Below are 14,332 nucleotides of genomic sequence, written 5' to 3'. Positions count from 1 at the left end.
AAAGGCGGTATCAACCGCCTTTTTGTTTGGGTAAATTAAGCACCTAACTGCTTAAGTCGCTCCCAGATGGTTACCACGTGATGCTTATCTTCCTCGTTAAGCTCACCGTCGCGGTAAGCTTTCACCAGGCTGGATTCAACTTTGGCATTCAGCTCATCGACTGATAACGTCAGTTCCTCAACCTGAGCATATCCAACTGCCAGGTCAAAATGACCGCGTAAGTAGCCACCAGCAAACAGTTCGTCATCGCTTGCTCTTTCTACTAATTCATCAAAAAACTGCTGTGCAGCTTCTATATACGCTTGAAGTGACATTCTGTCTCCTAAATTAAATCCTGATGCCCGACGGCATACATTACATGGTCATTATAACCTGTTACTACTTTGATGTAGCCACTCAGTTCGTTATCTAAGTCCTGATCGCCCGTATCCGCTATCAAAGGGCGACCATTGAGTGCCTGCAACTTACTTTTAGTCGCAACCACGATGATATTATCTTTGCCGATCTGGCGGATCAGCGCCGGGCTTAACTGCTGATTACCCCGGCCAAAAATATGCCCTTGTCCGCCAATTAAGGTGATGACCAGCTTAGTGGGTGCCTGCCCAACATTATCCAGCAACTGTTGTGCGGTCAGGTCGCTCCCTAGCAAAGTATGATCGCGGATCAAATCTACTCCGAGCAGGGTATTATCAAGCCCCAGCTCTTCCATAATCGCCGCTACGGTTGAGCCTGAGCCCATGATATATTGCTCGTCTTCTTCCATCTCTGAAATCACATACGCAGCGATATCGGCCAGCACCAGTTCGTCGCTTTCTTTACCGCCATTTTTTACGCTTTGTACGTAACGCAATTCACTGGGTACCTGCATTTCACCATAACGCTTGGCGCGCACCGTTCCGGCTCTGAATGCATTTTCATCTATGTCCATCACATCGGCATCGTCTATGGTGACCAATTCACCTTTGATGAGCATTTCAACGACCCGTCCCGCCGCTTTCGGCGTAATGGCATAAACGCCACTGTGGATTTTGCAGCCAGCAGGAACCCCCAGCACGGGGGCCTCGCTCCCGATCGCAGAGCAGATATTTCGTGCGGTCCCATCTCCACCAGCAAACAGCAACAAGTCTACTTTCGCTTCGGCAAGTAACCTGGCGGCCTGCTCAGTGTCCTCAGGGGTCGATGGCGTACCACAAGTCATGACTACCCGGGTGGTAAAACCGTGCTCTTTGGCAAGCTCCTCCCCCATTTCACCACTGACGGTATAGACCTCCAGCACATCCCGGTAGGGCTGTAACAAAGCCAGCGCCTGTGCCGTACGGCTATGTGCTTTTGGCTCAGCCCCCATAGATCGGGCAAGTTCAGCGGTGTCGCTACCATCACTGCCTTTCAACGCCACTGCGCCGCCCAACCCGGCAACCGGGTTGACTATCAATCCTAGTTTAAACTGCATCTGCAAACTCCTGTGGACAATGCCATTCAAACTGGCCAACACTGAGTGGCCAGGGGGTCGAGTAAAACTGAGCTAACGCTTTGAGTAAAGCCTGTGTACGAGCGTTGAAGCCGGCTGTGACCATCTCCGTCACCTGTGTATGAACACGTTTTTGAAAAGCAAAACGGCAAGTGGGCTCACCATTTAAATTGTCAACGGAGACGTTAAATGCAAACCCCGCAGCGGTGCTCAGGGCCCACTCGATAGCCTGAGGTTTAACTTCTACCTGCTCAAATGCCAGTTGCTGATCTTTACTGCGTCCATCAGGACAGTACCAGTAACCATAATCTTCCTGCGCCCTGCGCGCTTTACCCGCAACCAGCCAATGAGCAACTTCATGCAAGGCACTGGCATAAAAGCCATGCGCAAATACAATACGGTGATAATCACACTGCGTATCTGCTGGCAGATAGATTGGCTCATCTGTGCCTGACACCAGCTTGGTATTGTACTTTGGATAGAATAAGGCATTAAATATCGAGATCAGATCGTCAATGTGGTGCATACAACTCGCAGGTGGTCCTCAGGTTGGTTAATGGCCGCAGATTGTACGGATTTTTGGTGCTAAAGTAAAAAGTCAGTGCTGATCCGCAGCAAATAACACCGCTCTGCTACGACCTTGTGACTTAGCCTGATACAAAGCCTGATCTGCCTCCCCAATCAATTGTGCTAAATCCGATTTTTCGCTCACTTGTGTGCAACTCGTAACGCCGATACTTAAACTCAGCCCATGCTGGTTTTGTTCGCAATATGCCCGCACCAGACGTTGTGCCATTTGCAAGGCTTCTTGTGCATCAATTTCCGGACAAACCAGCACAAATTCGTCACCTCCCCAACGACCCAATCCGTCACTGGGGCGCACTGAGCAAACCAAAAAACGACTTAGCTCGGTTAGAGCGCGATCACCGGCCTGGTGGCCCAGCGTATCGTTCAATATCTTAAAGTTATCTATGTCGACTATCATGACTGACAAAGGACGCTGATAGCGCCTCGCCCGACTCAGCTCGTCATTCAGAATTTGCTCTATCTGACCTCGATTAAAGACTTGAGTTAAAAAATCGACTTCTGCTTTTTTTTGCAGTTGTAACTCGTGACGAAGGTCGCGGATCACCGCCACAAAGTAGGTTTCTTTTCCCAATGCCGTTCGGGCAATGGCAATGTCCAGGGGTATTTCATCACCACACTTATGCACTCCGATAATATTTAAACCATTTTGCCCTTTACGACGCATTTGTGCCCGACCCGTAAAATTGCGCCGCTCTTTGCTGTGCAAATCACGAAATCGCGCAGGGATCAGATCTTCTACCGACATGCGCAGTAGCTCCTGAACAGAGTAGCCAAACAATTCGGTGCACGAATGATTAACCCGGGTGATCTTGCCACTATACTCACAATAAAGCAGCGCATCCGGGATTGCATCAAACAAGCACGCCCGCTCCTCAATGGTCCTAAGCTGGCCACGTAACACCACAGCACCTGCACAGGCAAGTATCACAACCAAAGACAACAGCAACCAGGCTTCAACAGAGCCCTTATTTATAATACTATTCAGGGCCACCTGATGCTGTCGCTTGGTCTCCTCAATTCTCGCTTCCATACCTAATCGTAATGACTGGAGGGCAATGTCCAGCCGGCGATGGCGCGGTGATGAGGGGTTTTCAGATAACTTGAAAGGTGCGGTGTCCAAGGACTTGTCTGGGATTGATTGTCGAGGCTCACTCAGAATGCGTTGTACTTCATCAAGCGCCTCTCGTTCAGCATCACTCAAGTCCAGCTCAGCAATCATCATCACTATGTGCAGAGCGACATCAGCATCTGTATTGATACTATACGCTCGCTGCTCAGACAAATAATCTCTGACCTGATGTTCAGGGTCATTGTCACTCAGTTGACGTTCCAGTTCATCGAGCAGCTGTGCTTCTCGCAAAATAATGTCGGCCTGCTGCTGCCAGTGCTGCTCAAAGCGTGTGATCACATCGCTGGCATCATCGCTGATGTACAACATGACCACGTTCGCGAACACCGTCGCGCTAACAAGTGTAGCGATAAAAGTGAAAAAGTACCTGCTGTGCATGCCTTGTCCCCGGGCCACTGACGCGCACCATCACCTGCAATTACCATTGCAAGATGAGCAAACAAGGTGACGACAATTATCCCCTTATTTTAGCCGAAAATAAAAAAGCCGCATAAATGCGGCTTTTTTACATGCTCAGACAAGGAGTTAACTATAGTAGGCTTCGCCTGCTTCAGCCTTTGCCAAAAGCGGCTCTGCAGGTGTAAACACCGCATTGTCGGTTGCATAGGTAGAGAGCTCAGAACACACCTTGTTCAGGCCGCGCTTGTCCATGTAGCTAAATGGTCCGCCCAAAAATGGTGGGAAGCCAATACCAAAAATGGCACCAATGTCGCCATCTCGGGCGCTGGCAATAATGCCCTCGTCCAGACAACGAGCCGCCTCATTTAGCATCTGTGCAACACAGCGGCTGGCAATTTCTTGCTTGTTGAGACGCGGAGCCGGTGTAATACCCAGCAAATCGTAGACAGACTCATCCACTTTTTTGCCTTTGCTTTCGTATTTGTAAAAACCTTTTCCGGTTTTGCGGCCCAGACGTTTACTATCAATCATACGAGCAAATGCATCAGGCGCTTTGAAACGATCACCCAGCTCTTTTTCCAGGATTGGCGCAATTTTTGAACCAATGTCTACGCCCACTTCATCCAGCAATGCCAAAGGCCCAACCGGGAAGCCAAACTCAACCAGAGCCTGATCAATTTTCTCAATCGGCTCACCCGCCAGCAGCAAGTTCGCCGCTTCATTCACATAAGGCGCGAGGATGCGGTTAACGTAAAAACCCGCTTTATCTTTTACCACGATGGGCGTCTTACCTTGCTTGCGAGCAAAGTTAACTGTACGTGCGATAGTCTCTTCTGAGGTCCCTTCATGCGGAATGATCTCAACCAATGGCATCTTTTCTACCGGAGAGAAGTAATGCAGACCAATGACATTTTCAGGACGCGCTGCGTTTTCAGCGATCTGGGCAATCGGCAATGACGAAGTGTTGCTGGCAAAAATCGTTTGCTCAGTACATTCACGTTCAATATCCGCGACCATGCTTTGCTTCAGTGCCAGGTCTTCAAATACTGCTTCAATGACGATATCGGTATGACGCATGCCAGTGTAATCGGTTGTGCCTGTGATGCGGTTCATCGCCAGCTGTAACTCAGCTTTGGACAAGATACGTTTTTTCTGCTTTTTCGACAGGATCTTGTAACTGTAACTCAGGGCATTGCTGATCCCCTGATGTGCCACATCTTTAATTCGTACCGGCACGCCGGCTTTCACTGCGCTGACATGGGCAATACCGCCGCCCATCAGACCACCACCAAGCACTGCCGCACGATTGATTTTAGGCGCGTCGTCACTTTGCCATTCTTTTTTCATTTCGGTGGTGGCAAAGAAAATGCCACGTAGTGACTGAGATACTTCTGTCATTACTAAATCGGCAAAGCCTTCGGCTTCTGTTTTATAGGCTTTCAGTTCGCCTAACTCAACCGATGCACGGACCGCCTTGATGATAGCCAGCGGCGCCGGATAGTGGCCACCGGTTTTCTTCTCAACATTTTCTTGCGCTTTTTTAAAGATGATGTTGCGACCAAACGGATTTGATTCCAGCAGCTGACTCAGTTTGTCCAGCTTAGGCTTACGTGCTTTAGGCTTGCTACCCCGGGCCAGTTTAATGGCCACGTCCAGCAAGATGCTGTGTGGTACACTGTCATCTACCAGACCGGCCTTTTTAGCCTGCTTGGCGCGCACTTGCTTACCTGTGAGCATCCACTCCAGCGCTTTTTGGATACCAACCAGTTTAGGCAGGCGTTGTGTACCACCACCGCCCGGTAACAGGCCCAACTGTACTTCTGGCAGACCCAGCTTGGTTTTGTCATCGTCGCTACATACGCGATAATCACATGCCAGCACAAATTCAAGGCCACCACCGAGAGCCGCACCATGAATGGCAGCGACAGTTGGGAATGGCAGTTTCTGCATTTTGAAAAACGCCTGCTGACACATTTCAGATAAGCGTAGCGCATCTTCGCGCGTTTTTGCTTGATCCAACATCTTGATGTCGGCACCAGCGATGAAATTATCGTCTTTACCGCTGACAAATACCATGCCAGTGACATCATCATTGCGGCCTTGCTCCAGAATAGTCAACAGCTCATCGGCAAAGCTGTCGCGCAGCGTGTTCATCTTCTCGCCCGGCACATCGATGGTGACGATAGCCACGCGGTGGCTGTTTAATTCATAACTAAATACTGACATTATGCACTCTCCAATACAAAGGCTGCACCCAGACCACCAGCCGCACAAGCGGTAGTCAGCGCAAGTCCACCGCCGCGACGTTTCAGTTCATTCAGGGTTTGCGTGATCAAACGCGCGCCTGTTGCCGCAAACGGGTGACCATAGGCCAAAGAACCACCGTTTACGTTGAATTTATCCATATCGATTTCACCCAGCGCTTTGCTGCGACCCAGCTTCTCCTGAGCAAACTTATCAGAGGCAAACATCTTCATGTTAGCCAGGGTTTGCGCCGCAAACGCTTCGTGCATTTCAATTAAATCCAGGTCTTGCAGAGTCAGACCAGCGCGCTCCAGAGCCAGTGGCGTGGAGTGAGCCGGACCCATCAACATGTCTTCGTGCACACCGATAGCGGTAAATGCATAGTTGCGTACATAGCCCAGGATTTCGTAACCCAGTGCTTTGGCTTTGCTTTCGCTCATCATCAGTACCGCAGCGGCACCGTCTGTAAGCGGCGTTGCATTTGCCGCAGTGACTGAGCCATGCTTGCGATCAAAGACCGGGCGTAATTTCGCATAGCCTTCCAGTGACGAGTTCGCACGAATGTTGTTGTCTTTTTCAATAAAGCCTTTGTACGGTTCAACGTGCGCTGCCATGACTTCATCTTTTAACAAGCCATCATCCCAGGCCTTGGCAGCTAAGGTGTGTGAACGGTGCGCCAGCGCGTCCTGATCAGCACGGCTGATTGCATGGGTTTTGGCCATTTGCTCAGCAGTCTGGCCCATAGACAAGCCCGTTGAGTACTCTGCAACCGCAGGAGGCACCGGCATCAGGTCTTTCAGTCTCAGCTTTGAGAAAATTTTCAGACGCTGTGACAAAGTACGCGCCTTGTTGAGATCAACCAGGCTGCCTGCCAACTTTTTGCTCACACCGATCGGTAAAACCGACGATGAATCTGCACCGCCGGCAATGCCGACAGCCGTATGACCTGCAATAATAGATTCCGCAACATTCGCCACAGCCTGGAAACTGGTGGCACAAGCACGTGAAACTGAATAAGCATCGACTGACACAGGCATGCCTGTGCCCAGCACGATTTCACGCGCGATGTTAGGTGCTTCAGGCATTTGCACCACCTGACCAAAGACCAGCTGTTCTATCTCTGTTTTATCGATATTCAGACGTTCCAGCATTTCATTGACGACGACCTTACCCAGGTCCAGTGCTGGTACATGGTGATAGGCCGTGGCCTGTTTCGCAAAGGGTGTACGCAAACCAGAAACAATGGCAATGCGATCCCCTGTTGTTGTTTTTAGAATGTTTTGTTCAGACATGAATTTTGCTCTCCCGCTGACAGGTCTGACCTGTTATTGTCGCTTGATTCTAAACAACCGAATCCTTAATGCCAATAGCTAATTAGAAAATCTTGTAATTCAAGCACGACTCACAGGGCCTATCCAATTGCCGCTTTTAAATCTAGTCTGATTTTTGTTCAATTCAAAAAGTCACTGAAAAATAAATGAAGATTTATGAACTTTTACCCAATTCAGTGTCTAATCAAGTTACAAAAAAACGCCCGCAAAACCTTGAGTTTTGCGCCTCAATCCTTATAAATAAGCAAAAAATTTGTCACAACAAGGACAAAGCACCATGGCAGTAAACGCATTTAGTGAACTGAAAAACTACCTCGACTCGCAAATCTTAGGTCAGAGCGCACTGACAGAAGCGCTATTAATCGCCTTACTGGCAGATGGCCACTTACTGGTTGAAGGCCCGCCGGGACTGGCTAAAACCCGTGCCGTAAACGCCCTGGCAAAGGGCATTGAAGGAAGCTTTCAGCGCGTTCAGTTTACCCCGGACTTGTTGCCTGCCGATATTACCGGTACCGACATCTATCGCCAGCAAACCAGCGAGTTTGTGTTTGAAAAAGGCCCCCTGTTTCACCACCTGATCCTCGCGGACGAAATTAACCGTGCGCCGGCTAAAGTGCAGTCTGCGCTGCTCGAAGCCATGGCGGAGCGGCAGATCACGGTAGGCAAAACAACCTATCCACTGCCCGAGCTCTTCATGGTAATGGCAACACAAAACCCGCTGGAACAGGAAGGGACCTACCCGCTACCAGAAGCGCAACTTGACCGTTTCCTGTTGCATCTCAATATTGATTACCCGCAAGCCAGCACTGAGCTGGAGATACTGCGCCTAACCCGTGGCGAAGCGCTATCAGAACAAAGCGTGCAGTTCACGCCTATTTCACAACAAACCTTGTTTGAAGCACGTAAAAAAGTACTTTCACTGCATCTGGCTGAGCCGCTTGAACAATATCTGGTGCAATTAATCATCGCCACGCGTGAAGCCGCCAAGTTGGACCCGCAGCTGGGCGCCTGGATTGAATATGGTGCCAGCCCACGAGCGACCATTGCTTTGGATAAATGTGCTCGCGCTCATGCCTGGTTGCAAGGACAAGACTTTGTCACACCAGATGATATTCAGGCTGTTCTGCATAACGTGCTGCGTCACCGTATCATTCTGAGCTATGAAGCACAGGCAGATGGGATCAGTAAAGATCAGGTGATCAGCCGTATTCTGGAACTGGTACCCGTTCCGTAAGTGGTTGCGATTATGAAGCATGCTATGCAATCCGTTGATCACACTAGTTGGCTGACACAAAGCCACAGCAATGGTGTTGAGCTGACACTCAAAGAGCTGTTGTACTATAAAAGTAAGGCACGCCTGCTGGACCTCAAGCCCAAACGCGCTATTCGCAGCGATCAGGCCGGGCAATACCTGGCCCCGCATAAAGGCCGGGGAATGGAGTTTGCAGAAGTACGTCAGTATCAGTACGGGGATGATATCCGTGCCATAGACTGGCGAGTGACTGCGCGCACCGGAGAAGCGCATACCAAGCTCTATCAGGAAGAAAAGGAGCGTCCGGTGTTTATTTTTTGCGATCTGTCCAGCCCGTTGCTGTTCGGCAGTCGCTTGTTGCTTAAGTCTGTTCAGGCTGCCCACCTGAGTGCCCTGGTTGCCTGGTCTGCGTGCGCCCGAGGTGATCGACTCGGTGGCGTCGTGTTCAGCGAACACGGTCACCATGAACTTAAACCCACCGCACGTGACAAAGGAGTGCTGGCATTTTGTCACCAACTATGTGATATCCATGCACAAAGCCTTGCTCAGCGCGGTGAAAACCAGGCCTCAAGCTTTGACAATAATCTGAAACGTTTGTCACACCTGGCCAAGCCCGGCAGTCTTATCTATTTGATCTCAGATTTTAGCCAGCTCAATGAAGCCAGTTTTAAGCAGCTTGAGCACCTTAGCAGGCATTGTGAACTGATTGGCTGCCAGATCAGCGACCCGTTTGAGCACACCTTACCGGCTTATAAGGATGCGGTAGAAGTCAGCTCCGCGTCTGGCAGTTGGACTTTACCGTTAGCGGATAAGCAATTCAGAACCCAGTTTGCCGAGCAAGCTGAGCAAGCTTTTCAGAACAGACTGGCACGCTTGCAGCGTGCCGGAATGACCATGCAAACGTTTTGTGCCTCAGCGCCAATTGAAACCCAGATCTCCAGGTAAATGATGATGCAGAACCCCTTAGACGCGCTTCATGATGTGATCCCACCCGAGCAGGTTGACTGGTGGCCGCTTACCCCTGTCAGCTGGGCGGTGATCATTGCAGTCATATTGATAGTGAGCGTCAGTATCTGGCTGGCTGTCAAAAAATGGCAGCATAATGCAGCCAAACGCGAAGCCATTCAGCTGAGTGAACAATATGCCCAGGATGCACTGGCATTACATGGCATACTCAAACGTCTGGCCCGGCACTATTATGGCAATGAGCACGCAGCTCAGCCTACAGCACAGTGGCTGAAGTTGCTCAACAAACTCACAGGCCAGCAGTTCGACCAGCAGGACCTCAATTCGTTATATAGCAGTAACCCGACGCTGGCGTGCACTAAGCTGATGTCGGCAATTAAAACCTTTAAAACCAAGGAGGCCGTCAATGTTTGAACTTGACTGGCCACTGGCGCTGCTCTTGCTTCCCCTGCCCTGGCTGATTGCACGCCTTAAGCCAGCCACTGCACAAACTCAGATCCGCTTACGAATGCCTGGCTATCAGCAACAAAGCGGCTCCGGACAAAATATGGCTCGCCCGAAACGCAGCGTTAATGTGCTAGAAGCATTGATCTGGTTATGCCTGGTTGTGGCACTGAGCGGCCCCAGCTGGCTTGATGACCCAATCACCTTACCCAACGAAGGACGCGATATTATGCTGGCCGTTGACTTGTCAGGCTCGATGACAGAACAAGATATGGCTTACCAGGGCAAATATGTCGACCGCCTGTCGGTGGTAAAAGCGGTTTTATCTGACTTCATCGTTGAACGTCAGGGAGATCGACTGGGCCTGATCTTATTTGGCGATACCGCCTTTTTACAAACCCCTTTGACTCGGGATTTACAAACCGTCAGCCAGATGTTACTCGAAGCACAGATAGGTCTGGTTGGACGCGCAACCGCCATTGGTGACGCAATCGGGTTATCGGTCAAGCGCTTCAACCAAAAAGAGCAAAGCAGCCGTATTTTAATCTTGCTCACCGATGGCCAGAATACTGCCGGTAATCTGAAACCAGAAGAAGCGCTGATCCTCGCCCGCGAAGAAGGCATTAAAATCTATACCGTCGGTGTCGGTTCGGATGGTCAGGGTGGGTTTAGCTTGTTTGGCATGGGCGGTATGACTGGCAGCAGCATAGATGAGAATACCCTCAAACACATCGCCTCTGAAACCGGTGGTGCGTATTTCCGGGCTAAAGATGTGAAAGGGCTACAGCAGATCTATGCGGAGCTCGATAAGCTTGAGCCGATAGCCGATGAAAACCAAACCTTCAGACCCAGACTGTCGCTCTTTTATGTCCCCTTACTGATAGCGCTGGCGTTATGGAGCCTGACGTTACTCAGTAAAGCCATCAGACAATTGCGAGTGAAGCCACTATGACCGAGTTTATTTTTATTCGCCCCGCTTTGTTGTGGTTGCTCCTTCCCTGGCTACTGCTGACAGGCATACAGTGGATTAAACGTCATCGTAGTAACGACGGCCAATTGATCGCCCCACATCTTGCCCAGTTCGTATTGGAAGATGGTCCCCGAAAGCAAGGCAGTAGTACACCCTGGCTGGTCAGCCTGTTGCTGTTACTCAGTATTTTGGCCGCAGCAGGACCCAGCTTTGAAAAGCACACGGTACCCGTTTTTAAAAGCAAACAAGCCCGGGTACTGGTCATGGATATGTCGTACTCAATGTATGCCACAGATATTCAGCCTAACCGACTGACCCAGGCTCGTTTCAAAACCCTGGATATGATTGGTCAATTTACCGAAGGTGATACTGCACTGGTTGCCTATGCTGGAGATGCCTTTGTGGTGTCGCCATTAACGGATGATATTAAAACACTAGAAAACCTGGTGCCCAGCCTGAGTCCTGAAATCATGCCCAGCAAAGGCGCTAACGTGCTGGCAGGCCTGGATCAGGCCAAGATCTTACTTGATCAGGCAGGTTACGCAGACGGTGAAATTATCCTGATCAGCGATGAGGTAGAGCAAGACGAACTGGCGGATATTTCAGATTTATTTAATGGCACAAATTATACGCTGCATGTGTATGGTATTGGCACCTTAGAAGGTGCACCAATTGGCCTGCCTGAGGGTGGCTTTTTGAAAGATCGCTACGGGCAAATTGTAGTCCCTAAACTCGACCCTGAGCGCCTTTCAGCCCTCGCCTCACGTCAGGGAGGCCGCTATGCCACTTACACACACAGCGACAGCGACATCAAAACATTTGCCCCTAATAAAGTTACGGACTTAGACAGCAATGAGCAACCTGGTGAGGCCCTTTGGCATTTGGATGCCGGTAAATACCTGCTATTTATCATAGTGCCGCTGGCGCTGTGGTTAATGCGCTCTCAGCCACTTACGCTGGCAATTTTAGTCGTGGCACTGATACAGCCGCAAGTCGGATATAGTGCAGACTGGAGTAACTGGTTTAAAAATCAGGACCAACAAGCACTGGAGTCATACCAACAAGGTGACTTCGAACAAGCGCAAAGTGCTCAGGATCCCGTTTTAAAAGGCACCGCTTTGTACAAGGCCGGTGAGTACGCGCAGGCAGCGGAACAACTTAAACACGCGACTTCAGCCATTGGCCTGTACAACTATGGCAATGCGTTGGCTAAATCAGGGCAACTGGACGAGGCCATTGCAGCCTATGAACAGGCTTTGCAGCTGGACCCTGATTTCACACAAGCACAAGATAATAAGCAGCTTGTTGAAGATCTAAAAGCCCAGCAACAAGAGTCACAACAGCAAAATGGCGATCAGTCTGACAACCAGAATCAATCTGGCGATCAACAAGATCAGCAACAAGATGGTGAGCAACAGCAAGATGGTCAGCAGCAAGGTAATGATCAACAAAGCGACCAGCAGCAGGAAAGCGGGCAGCAGCAACAAGGTGGTGAACAACAAGAAAGTAACCAGCAAGGGGAGCAGCAAAATGGCGAGCAATCTGACAGTGACGCGCAAGAGCAGCAAAGTTCGGACTCAGATCGCGCTGGACAATCAGACAACGACAATGCGCCTGAGCTGGCGCAATCTGCTGCACAAAATGAGCAACAAGAACAGGCAGAGCAGTCCGCTCAGTCTGCACAACAAGCTCAGCAACAGGCTGCTGACGGTGAGGAGCAGTCGGAGCGCGCACAGCAACTGATGCAAAGTCGCCCACTGACACCACAAGAGAAAGAAAAAGCGCAGCAACTCGATCAGTTACTTCGTAAAGTACCGGACGATCCGGCCATCTTGCTACGCAACAAAATGTTATTGGAATCACAACAACGGGTGCGCCAGCGTCACCCGCGAGGAGTCGAAAAATCATGGTAACGCGATTACTGGGATCCGTGATCTTACTTATTACAATGATGCCTGCCTGGGCCGTAGACCAACTCAGCGCCAGTGTAGATAAAAACCCGGTGTTGGTCGGTGAATACTTTACATTGACCATAGAAGCCAACGGCAAGGTCTCGGGCCAGATCCCCGACACCAGTGCGCTGAGTGGTCAGTTTGTCACCAGCCCAATCAGCACCAGCTCCAGAACCAGCATCATCAATGGCAGCATGAGCAGCACGACCAGTTGGCAAATGCAACTGTTGTCGCGCAAAGCAGGCGAATTTACCATTCCCAGCTTTGAGGTAGCAGGCCAACAGTCCCGTCCTATCAAACTCAAAGTGCTTGCCCGCGAACAAGATGGCGAAGCGCAGCAAAACCTCTTTATTAAAACAGCCCTCAAACCAGACACTTTACATGTGCAGCAAGCTGCCCTGTATACCGTTAAACTCTATATCGGTCAGGATCTGCTTGATGGTCAGCTCAGTGCGCCACAAATGCAAGAGGCACAAATTGCCCAGCTGGGCAAACAAAGTGAAGACTATGAAATCGTCAATGGTCGTCGTTATATGGTAGTGACTCGAGAATATCTGGTCCAACCACAAAAAAGCGGTACCTTTACACTTGAGCCGCCCATCTTTAATGGCCAAATACGCGAGGGCTACCGTCGCCTGGCTGTATCGGCGATGGGTGACAGCATTGAGGTAGAGGTCAAGCCAATCCCCGACACCTACTCAGGCACCTGGCTACCCAGCGAACTGGTCAACCTCAGCGAAGAATGGCAGCCAAGCGATCAAGCCGTTGTGGTTGGCACACCAATCACACGTACTCTGACACTCACAGCACTCGGTGTAACTAAAGAACAACTACCTGACATAGAGGTGCCTGATGTAGATGGTTTCAGAACTTATCCAGATGAAACTGATCGCAAACAAATGACACGTGATGGTCGGGTGATCTCTCAATTGATCGCCTCCTATGCCCTGCTTCCTCAAACGCCGGGGACGTACACTCTGCCTGAGATCAAAGTGCCCTGGTTTAATACCGTCATTAACAAAGTGCAATATGCAACCTTGCCATCTCGCACTATTGAGGTAAAGGCCGATCCAAACCAGGTATCCGTTGCACCGGCACCCGTTATCGAAGCCCCCAGGCAAGCAGATACCAACTCCGAGCCGCCGATTGTCGTCCATAATGCAGAAAAAACCTGGCTTGACTGGGCACTGCTTACGTCGGGCTATCTATTGTGGCTCGTCACCTTAGTGATTTGGTTTCTAACTCGCCAGTCAAAACCAGTCAAGGTCAAGGCACCCGAACAGACACCAGTAACAGCGGACGAAACACAAGCAATGCAGCAGATCAAGCGTGCCGTTAAAGCTGCTGATTTAGCCGCCTGCTATCAAGGGCTAAAAGCCCTTGCCCATGCTCAAGGCCATGTGCAACTTCATACCTGGCGTCACCAACTTAGCCAGGAGTTGCAAAACGAAATTGCAAAGTTGCAAGGCGCGCTCTATAGTGCCAAGCAGGAGAATGTTGATCTGGTGTTGCTGTATCGCCTTTTAGCGGCACAACATAAGCAGATTAAAAACTCTAAAAAACAGCATCTTGAACCGTTATATTAATTT

Annotated in this window: 12 protein-coding genes; 6 read left to right on the top strand and 6 right to left on the bottom strand. The window is 50.2% G+C overall.

Annotated features, from left to right (window positions below; all coding sequences use genetic code 11):
• Window positions 1-35: 35 nt before the first annotated feature.
• The 6 genes from MHN31_RS11995 to fadI form a co-directional block, all read right to left on the bottom strand.
• Window positions 36-314, bottom strand: a complete 279-nt coding sequence (locus MHN31_RS11995; RefSeq protein WP_049863908.1) for a YfcL family protein — start codon at window positions 312-314, stop codon at window positions 36-38.
• A gap of 8 nt (window positions 315-322) precedes the next feature.
• A complete protein-coding gene (locus MHN31_RS11990; protein ID WP_239444351.1) occupies window positions 323-1,450 on the bottom strand; it encodes an ATP-NAD kinase family protein in 1,128 nt (375 codons plus the stop codon).
• Window positions 1,440-1,994 carry an elongation factor P hydroxylase gene (locus MHN31_RS11985; protein WP_239444350.1) on the bottom strand — a complete coding sequence of 185 codons (555 nt, stop codon included), beginning with the start codon at window positions 1,992-1,994 and terminating at the stop codon, window positions 1,440-1,442. Before MHN31_RS11985 ends, MHN31_RS11990 begins: the two co-directional genes overlap by 11 nt.
• Before the next feature lie 72 nt (window positions 1,995-2,066).
• Window positions 2,067-3,563: a sensor domain-containing diguanylate cyclase gene (locus tag MHN31_RS11980; RefSeq protein WP_239444349.1), complete on the bottom strand. Its 1,497-nt coding sequence runs from the start codon at window positions 3,561-3,563 to the stop codon at window positions 2,067-2,069.
• 147 nt (window positions 3,564-3,710) lie between these two features.
• Window positions 3,711-5,810: a fatty acid oxidation complex subunit alpha FadJ gene (fadJ, locus tag MHN31_RS11975; RefSeq protein ID WP_239444348.1), complete on the bottom strand. Its 2,100-nt coding sequence runs from the start codon at window positions 5,808-5,810 to the stop codon at window positions 3,711-3,713.
• Complete coding sequence (fadI, locus tag MHN31_RS11970) at window positions 5,810-7,120, bottom strand: acetyl-CoA C-acyltransferase FadI (RefSeq protein WP_239444347.1); 1,311 nt, start codon at window positions 7,118-7,120, stop codon at window positions 5,810-5,812. The genes fadJ and fadI overlap by 1 nt, the downstream gene beginning before the upstream one ends.
• Before the next feature lie 316 nt (window positions 7,121-7,436).
• Here fadI and MHN31_RS11965 point away from each other — a divergent pair, with 316 nt between their 5' ends.
• The 6 genes from MHN31_RS11965 to MHN31_RS11940 are packed head-to-tail and all read left to right on the top strand — an operon-like array spanning window position 7,437 to window position 14,329.
• Window positions 7,437-8,393 (top strand): MoxR family ATPase, encoded by a 957-nt coding sequence (locus MHN31_RS11965; RefSeq protein WP_010382063.1) that lies wholly within the window; start codon window positions 7,437-7,439, stop codon window positions 8,391-8,393.
• Window positions 8,394-8,417: 24 nt separating this feature from the next.
• Entirely contained in the window at window positions 8,418-9,356 is a 939-nt protein-coding gene (locus MHN31_RS11960; protein ID WP_239444439.1) for a DUF58 domain-containing protein, read from the top strand.
• A 6-nt stretch (window positions 9,357-9,362) separates the two neighbouring features.
• Entirely contained in the window at window positions 9,363-9,791 is a 429-nt protein-coding gene (locus MHN31_RS11955) for a DUF4381 domain-containing protein (RefSeq protein ID WP_239444346.1), read from the top strand.
• Window positions 9,784-10,773 (top strand): VWA domain-containing protein, encoded by a 990-nt coding sequence (locus tag MHN31_RS11950; protein WP_138537734.1) that lies wholly within the window; start codon window positions 9,784-9,786, stop codon window positions 10,771-10,773. The genes MHN31_RS11955 and MHN31_RS11950 overlap by 8 nt, the downstream gene beginning before the upstream one ends.
• Window positions 10,770-12,704: a VWA domain-containing protein gene (locus MHN31_RS11945; RefSeq protein WP_239444345.1), complete on the top strand. Its 1,935-nt coding sequence runs from the start codon at window positions 10,770-10,772 to the stop codon at window positions 12,702-12,704. Before MHN31_RS11950 ends, MHN31_RS11945 begins: the two co-directional genes overlap by 4 nt.
• Window positions 12,698-14,329 carry a BatD family protein gene (locus MHN31_RS11940; RefSeq protein ID WP_239444344.1) on the top strand — a complete coding sequence of 544 codons (1,632 nt, stop codon included), beginning with the start codon at window positions 12,698-12,700 and terminating at the stop codon, window positions 14,327-14,329. Before MHN31_RS11945 ends, MHN31_RS11940 begins: the two co-directional genes overlap by 7 nt.
• Window positions 14,330-14,332 lie beyond the last annotated feature (3 nt).

The organism is Pseudoalteromonas sp. McH1-42 (assembly GCF_022347845.1).
Classification (GTDB): Bacteria; Pseudomonadota; Gammaproteobacteria; order Enterobacterales; family Alteromonadaceae; genus Pseudoalteromonas; species Pseudoalteromonas rubra_D.
This window is presented reverse-complemented; position numbering and strand designations above follow the sequence as displayed.

Coding starts and splice junctions, on each gene's coding strand:
- MHN31_RS11995 (WP_049863908.1), bottom strand. CDS start 314: ATGTCACTTCAAGCGTATATAGAAGCTGCACAGCAGTTTTTTGATGAA.
- MHN31_RS11940 (WP_239444344.1), top strand. CDS start 12,698: ATGGTAACGCGATTACTGGGATCCGTGATCTTACTTATTACAATGATG.
- MHN31_RS11950 (WP_138537734.1), top strand. CDS start 9,784: ATGTTTGAACTTGACTGGCCACTGGCGCTGCTCTTGCTTCCCCTGCCC.
- MHN31_RS11980 (WP_239444349.1), bottom strand. CDS start 3,563: ATGCACAGCAGGTACTTTTTCACTTTTATCGCTACACTTGTTAGCGCG.
- MHN31_RS11945 (WP_239444345.1), top strand. CDS start 10,770: ATGACCGAGTTTATTTTTATTCGCCCCGCTTTGTTGTGGTTGCTCCTT.
- MHN31_RS11955 (WP_239444346.1), top strand. CDS start 9,363: ATGCAGAACCCCTTAGACGCGCTTCATGATGTGATCCCACCCGAGCAG.
- fadJ (WP_239444348.1), bottom strand. CDS start 5,810: ATGTCAGTATTTAGTTATGAATTAAACAGCCACCGCGTGGCTATCGTC.
- MHN31_RS11985 (WP_239444350.1), bottom strand. CDS start 1,994: ATGCACCACATTGACGATCTGATCTCGATATTTAATGCCTTATTCTAT.
- MHN31_RS11960 (WP_239444439.1), top strand. CDS start 8,418: ATGCAATCCGTTGATCACACTAGTTGGCTGACACAAAGCCACAGCAAT.
- MHN31_RS11965 (WP_010382063.1), top strand. CDS start 7,437: ATGGCAGTAAACGCATTTAGTGAACTGAAAAACTACCTCGACTCGCAA.
- MHN31_RS11990 (WP_239444351.1), bottom strand. CDS start 1,450: ATGCAGTTTAAACTAGGATTGATAGTCAACCCGGTTGCCGGGTTGGGC.
- fadI (WP_239444347.1), bottom strand. CDS start 7,120: ATGTCTGAACAAAACATTCTAAAAACAACAACAGGGGATCGCATTGCC.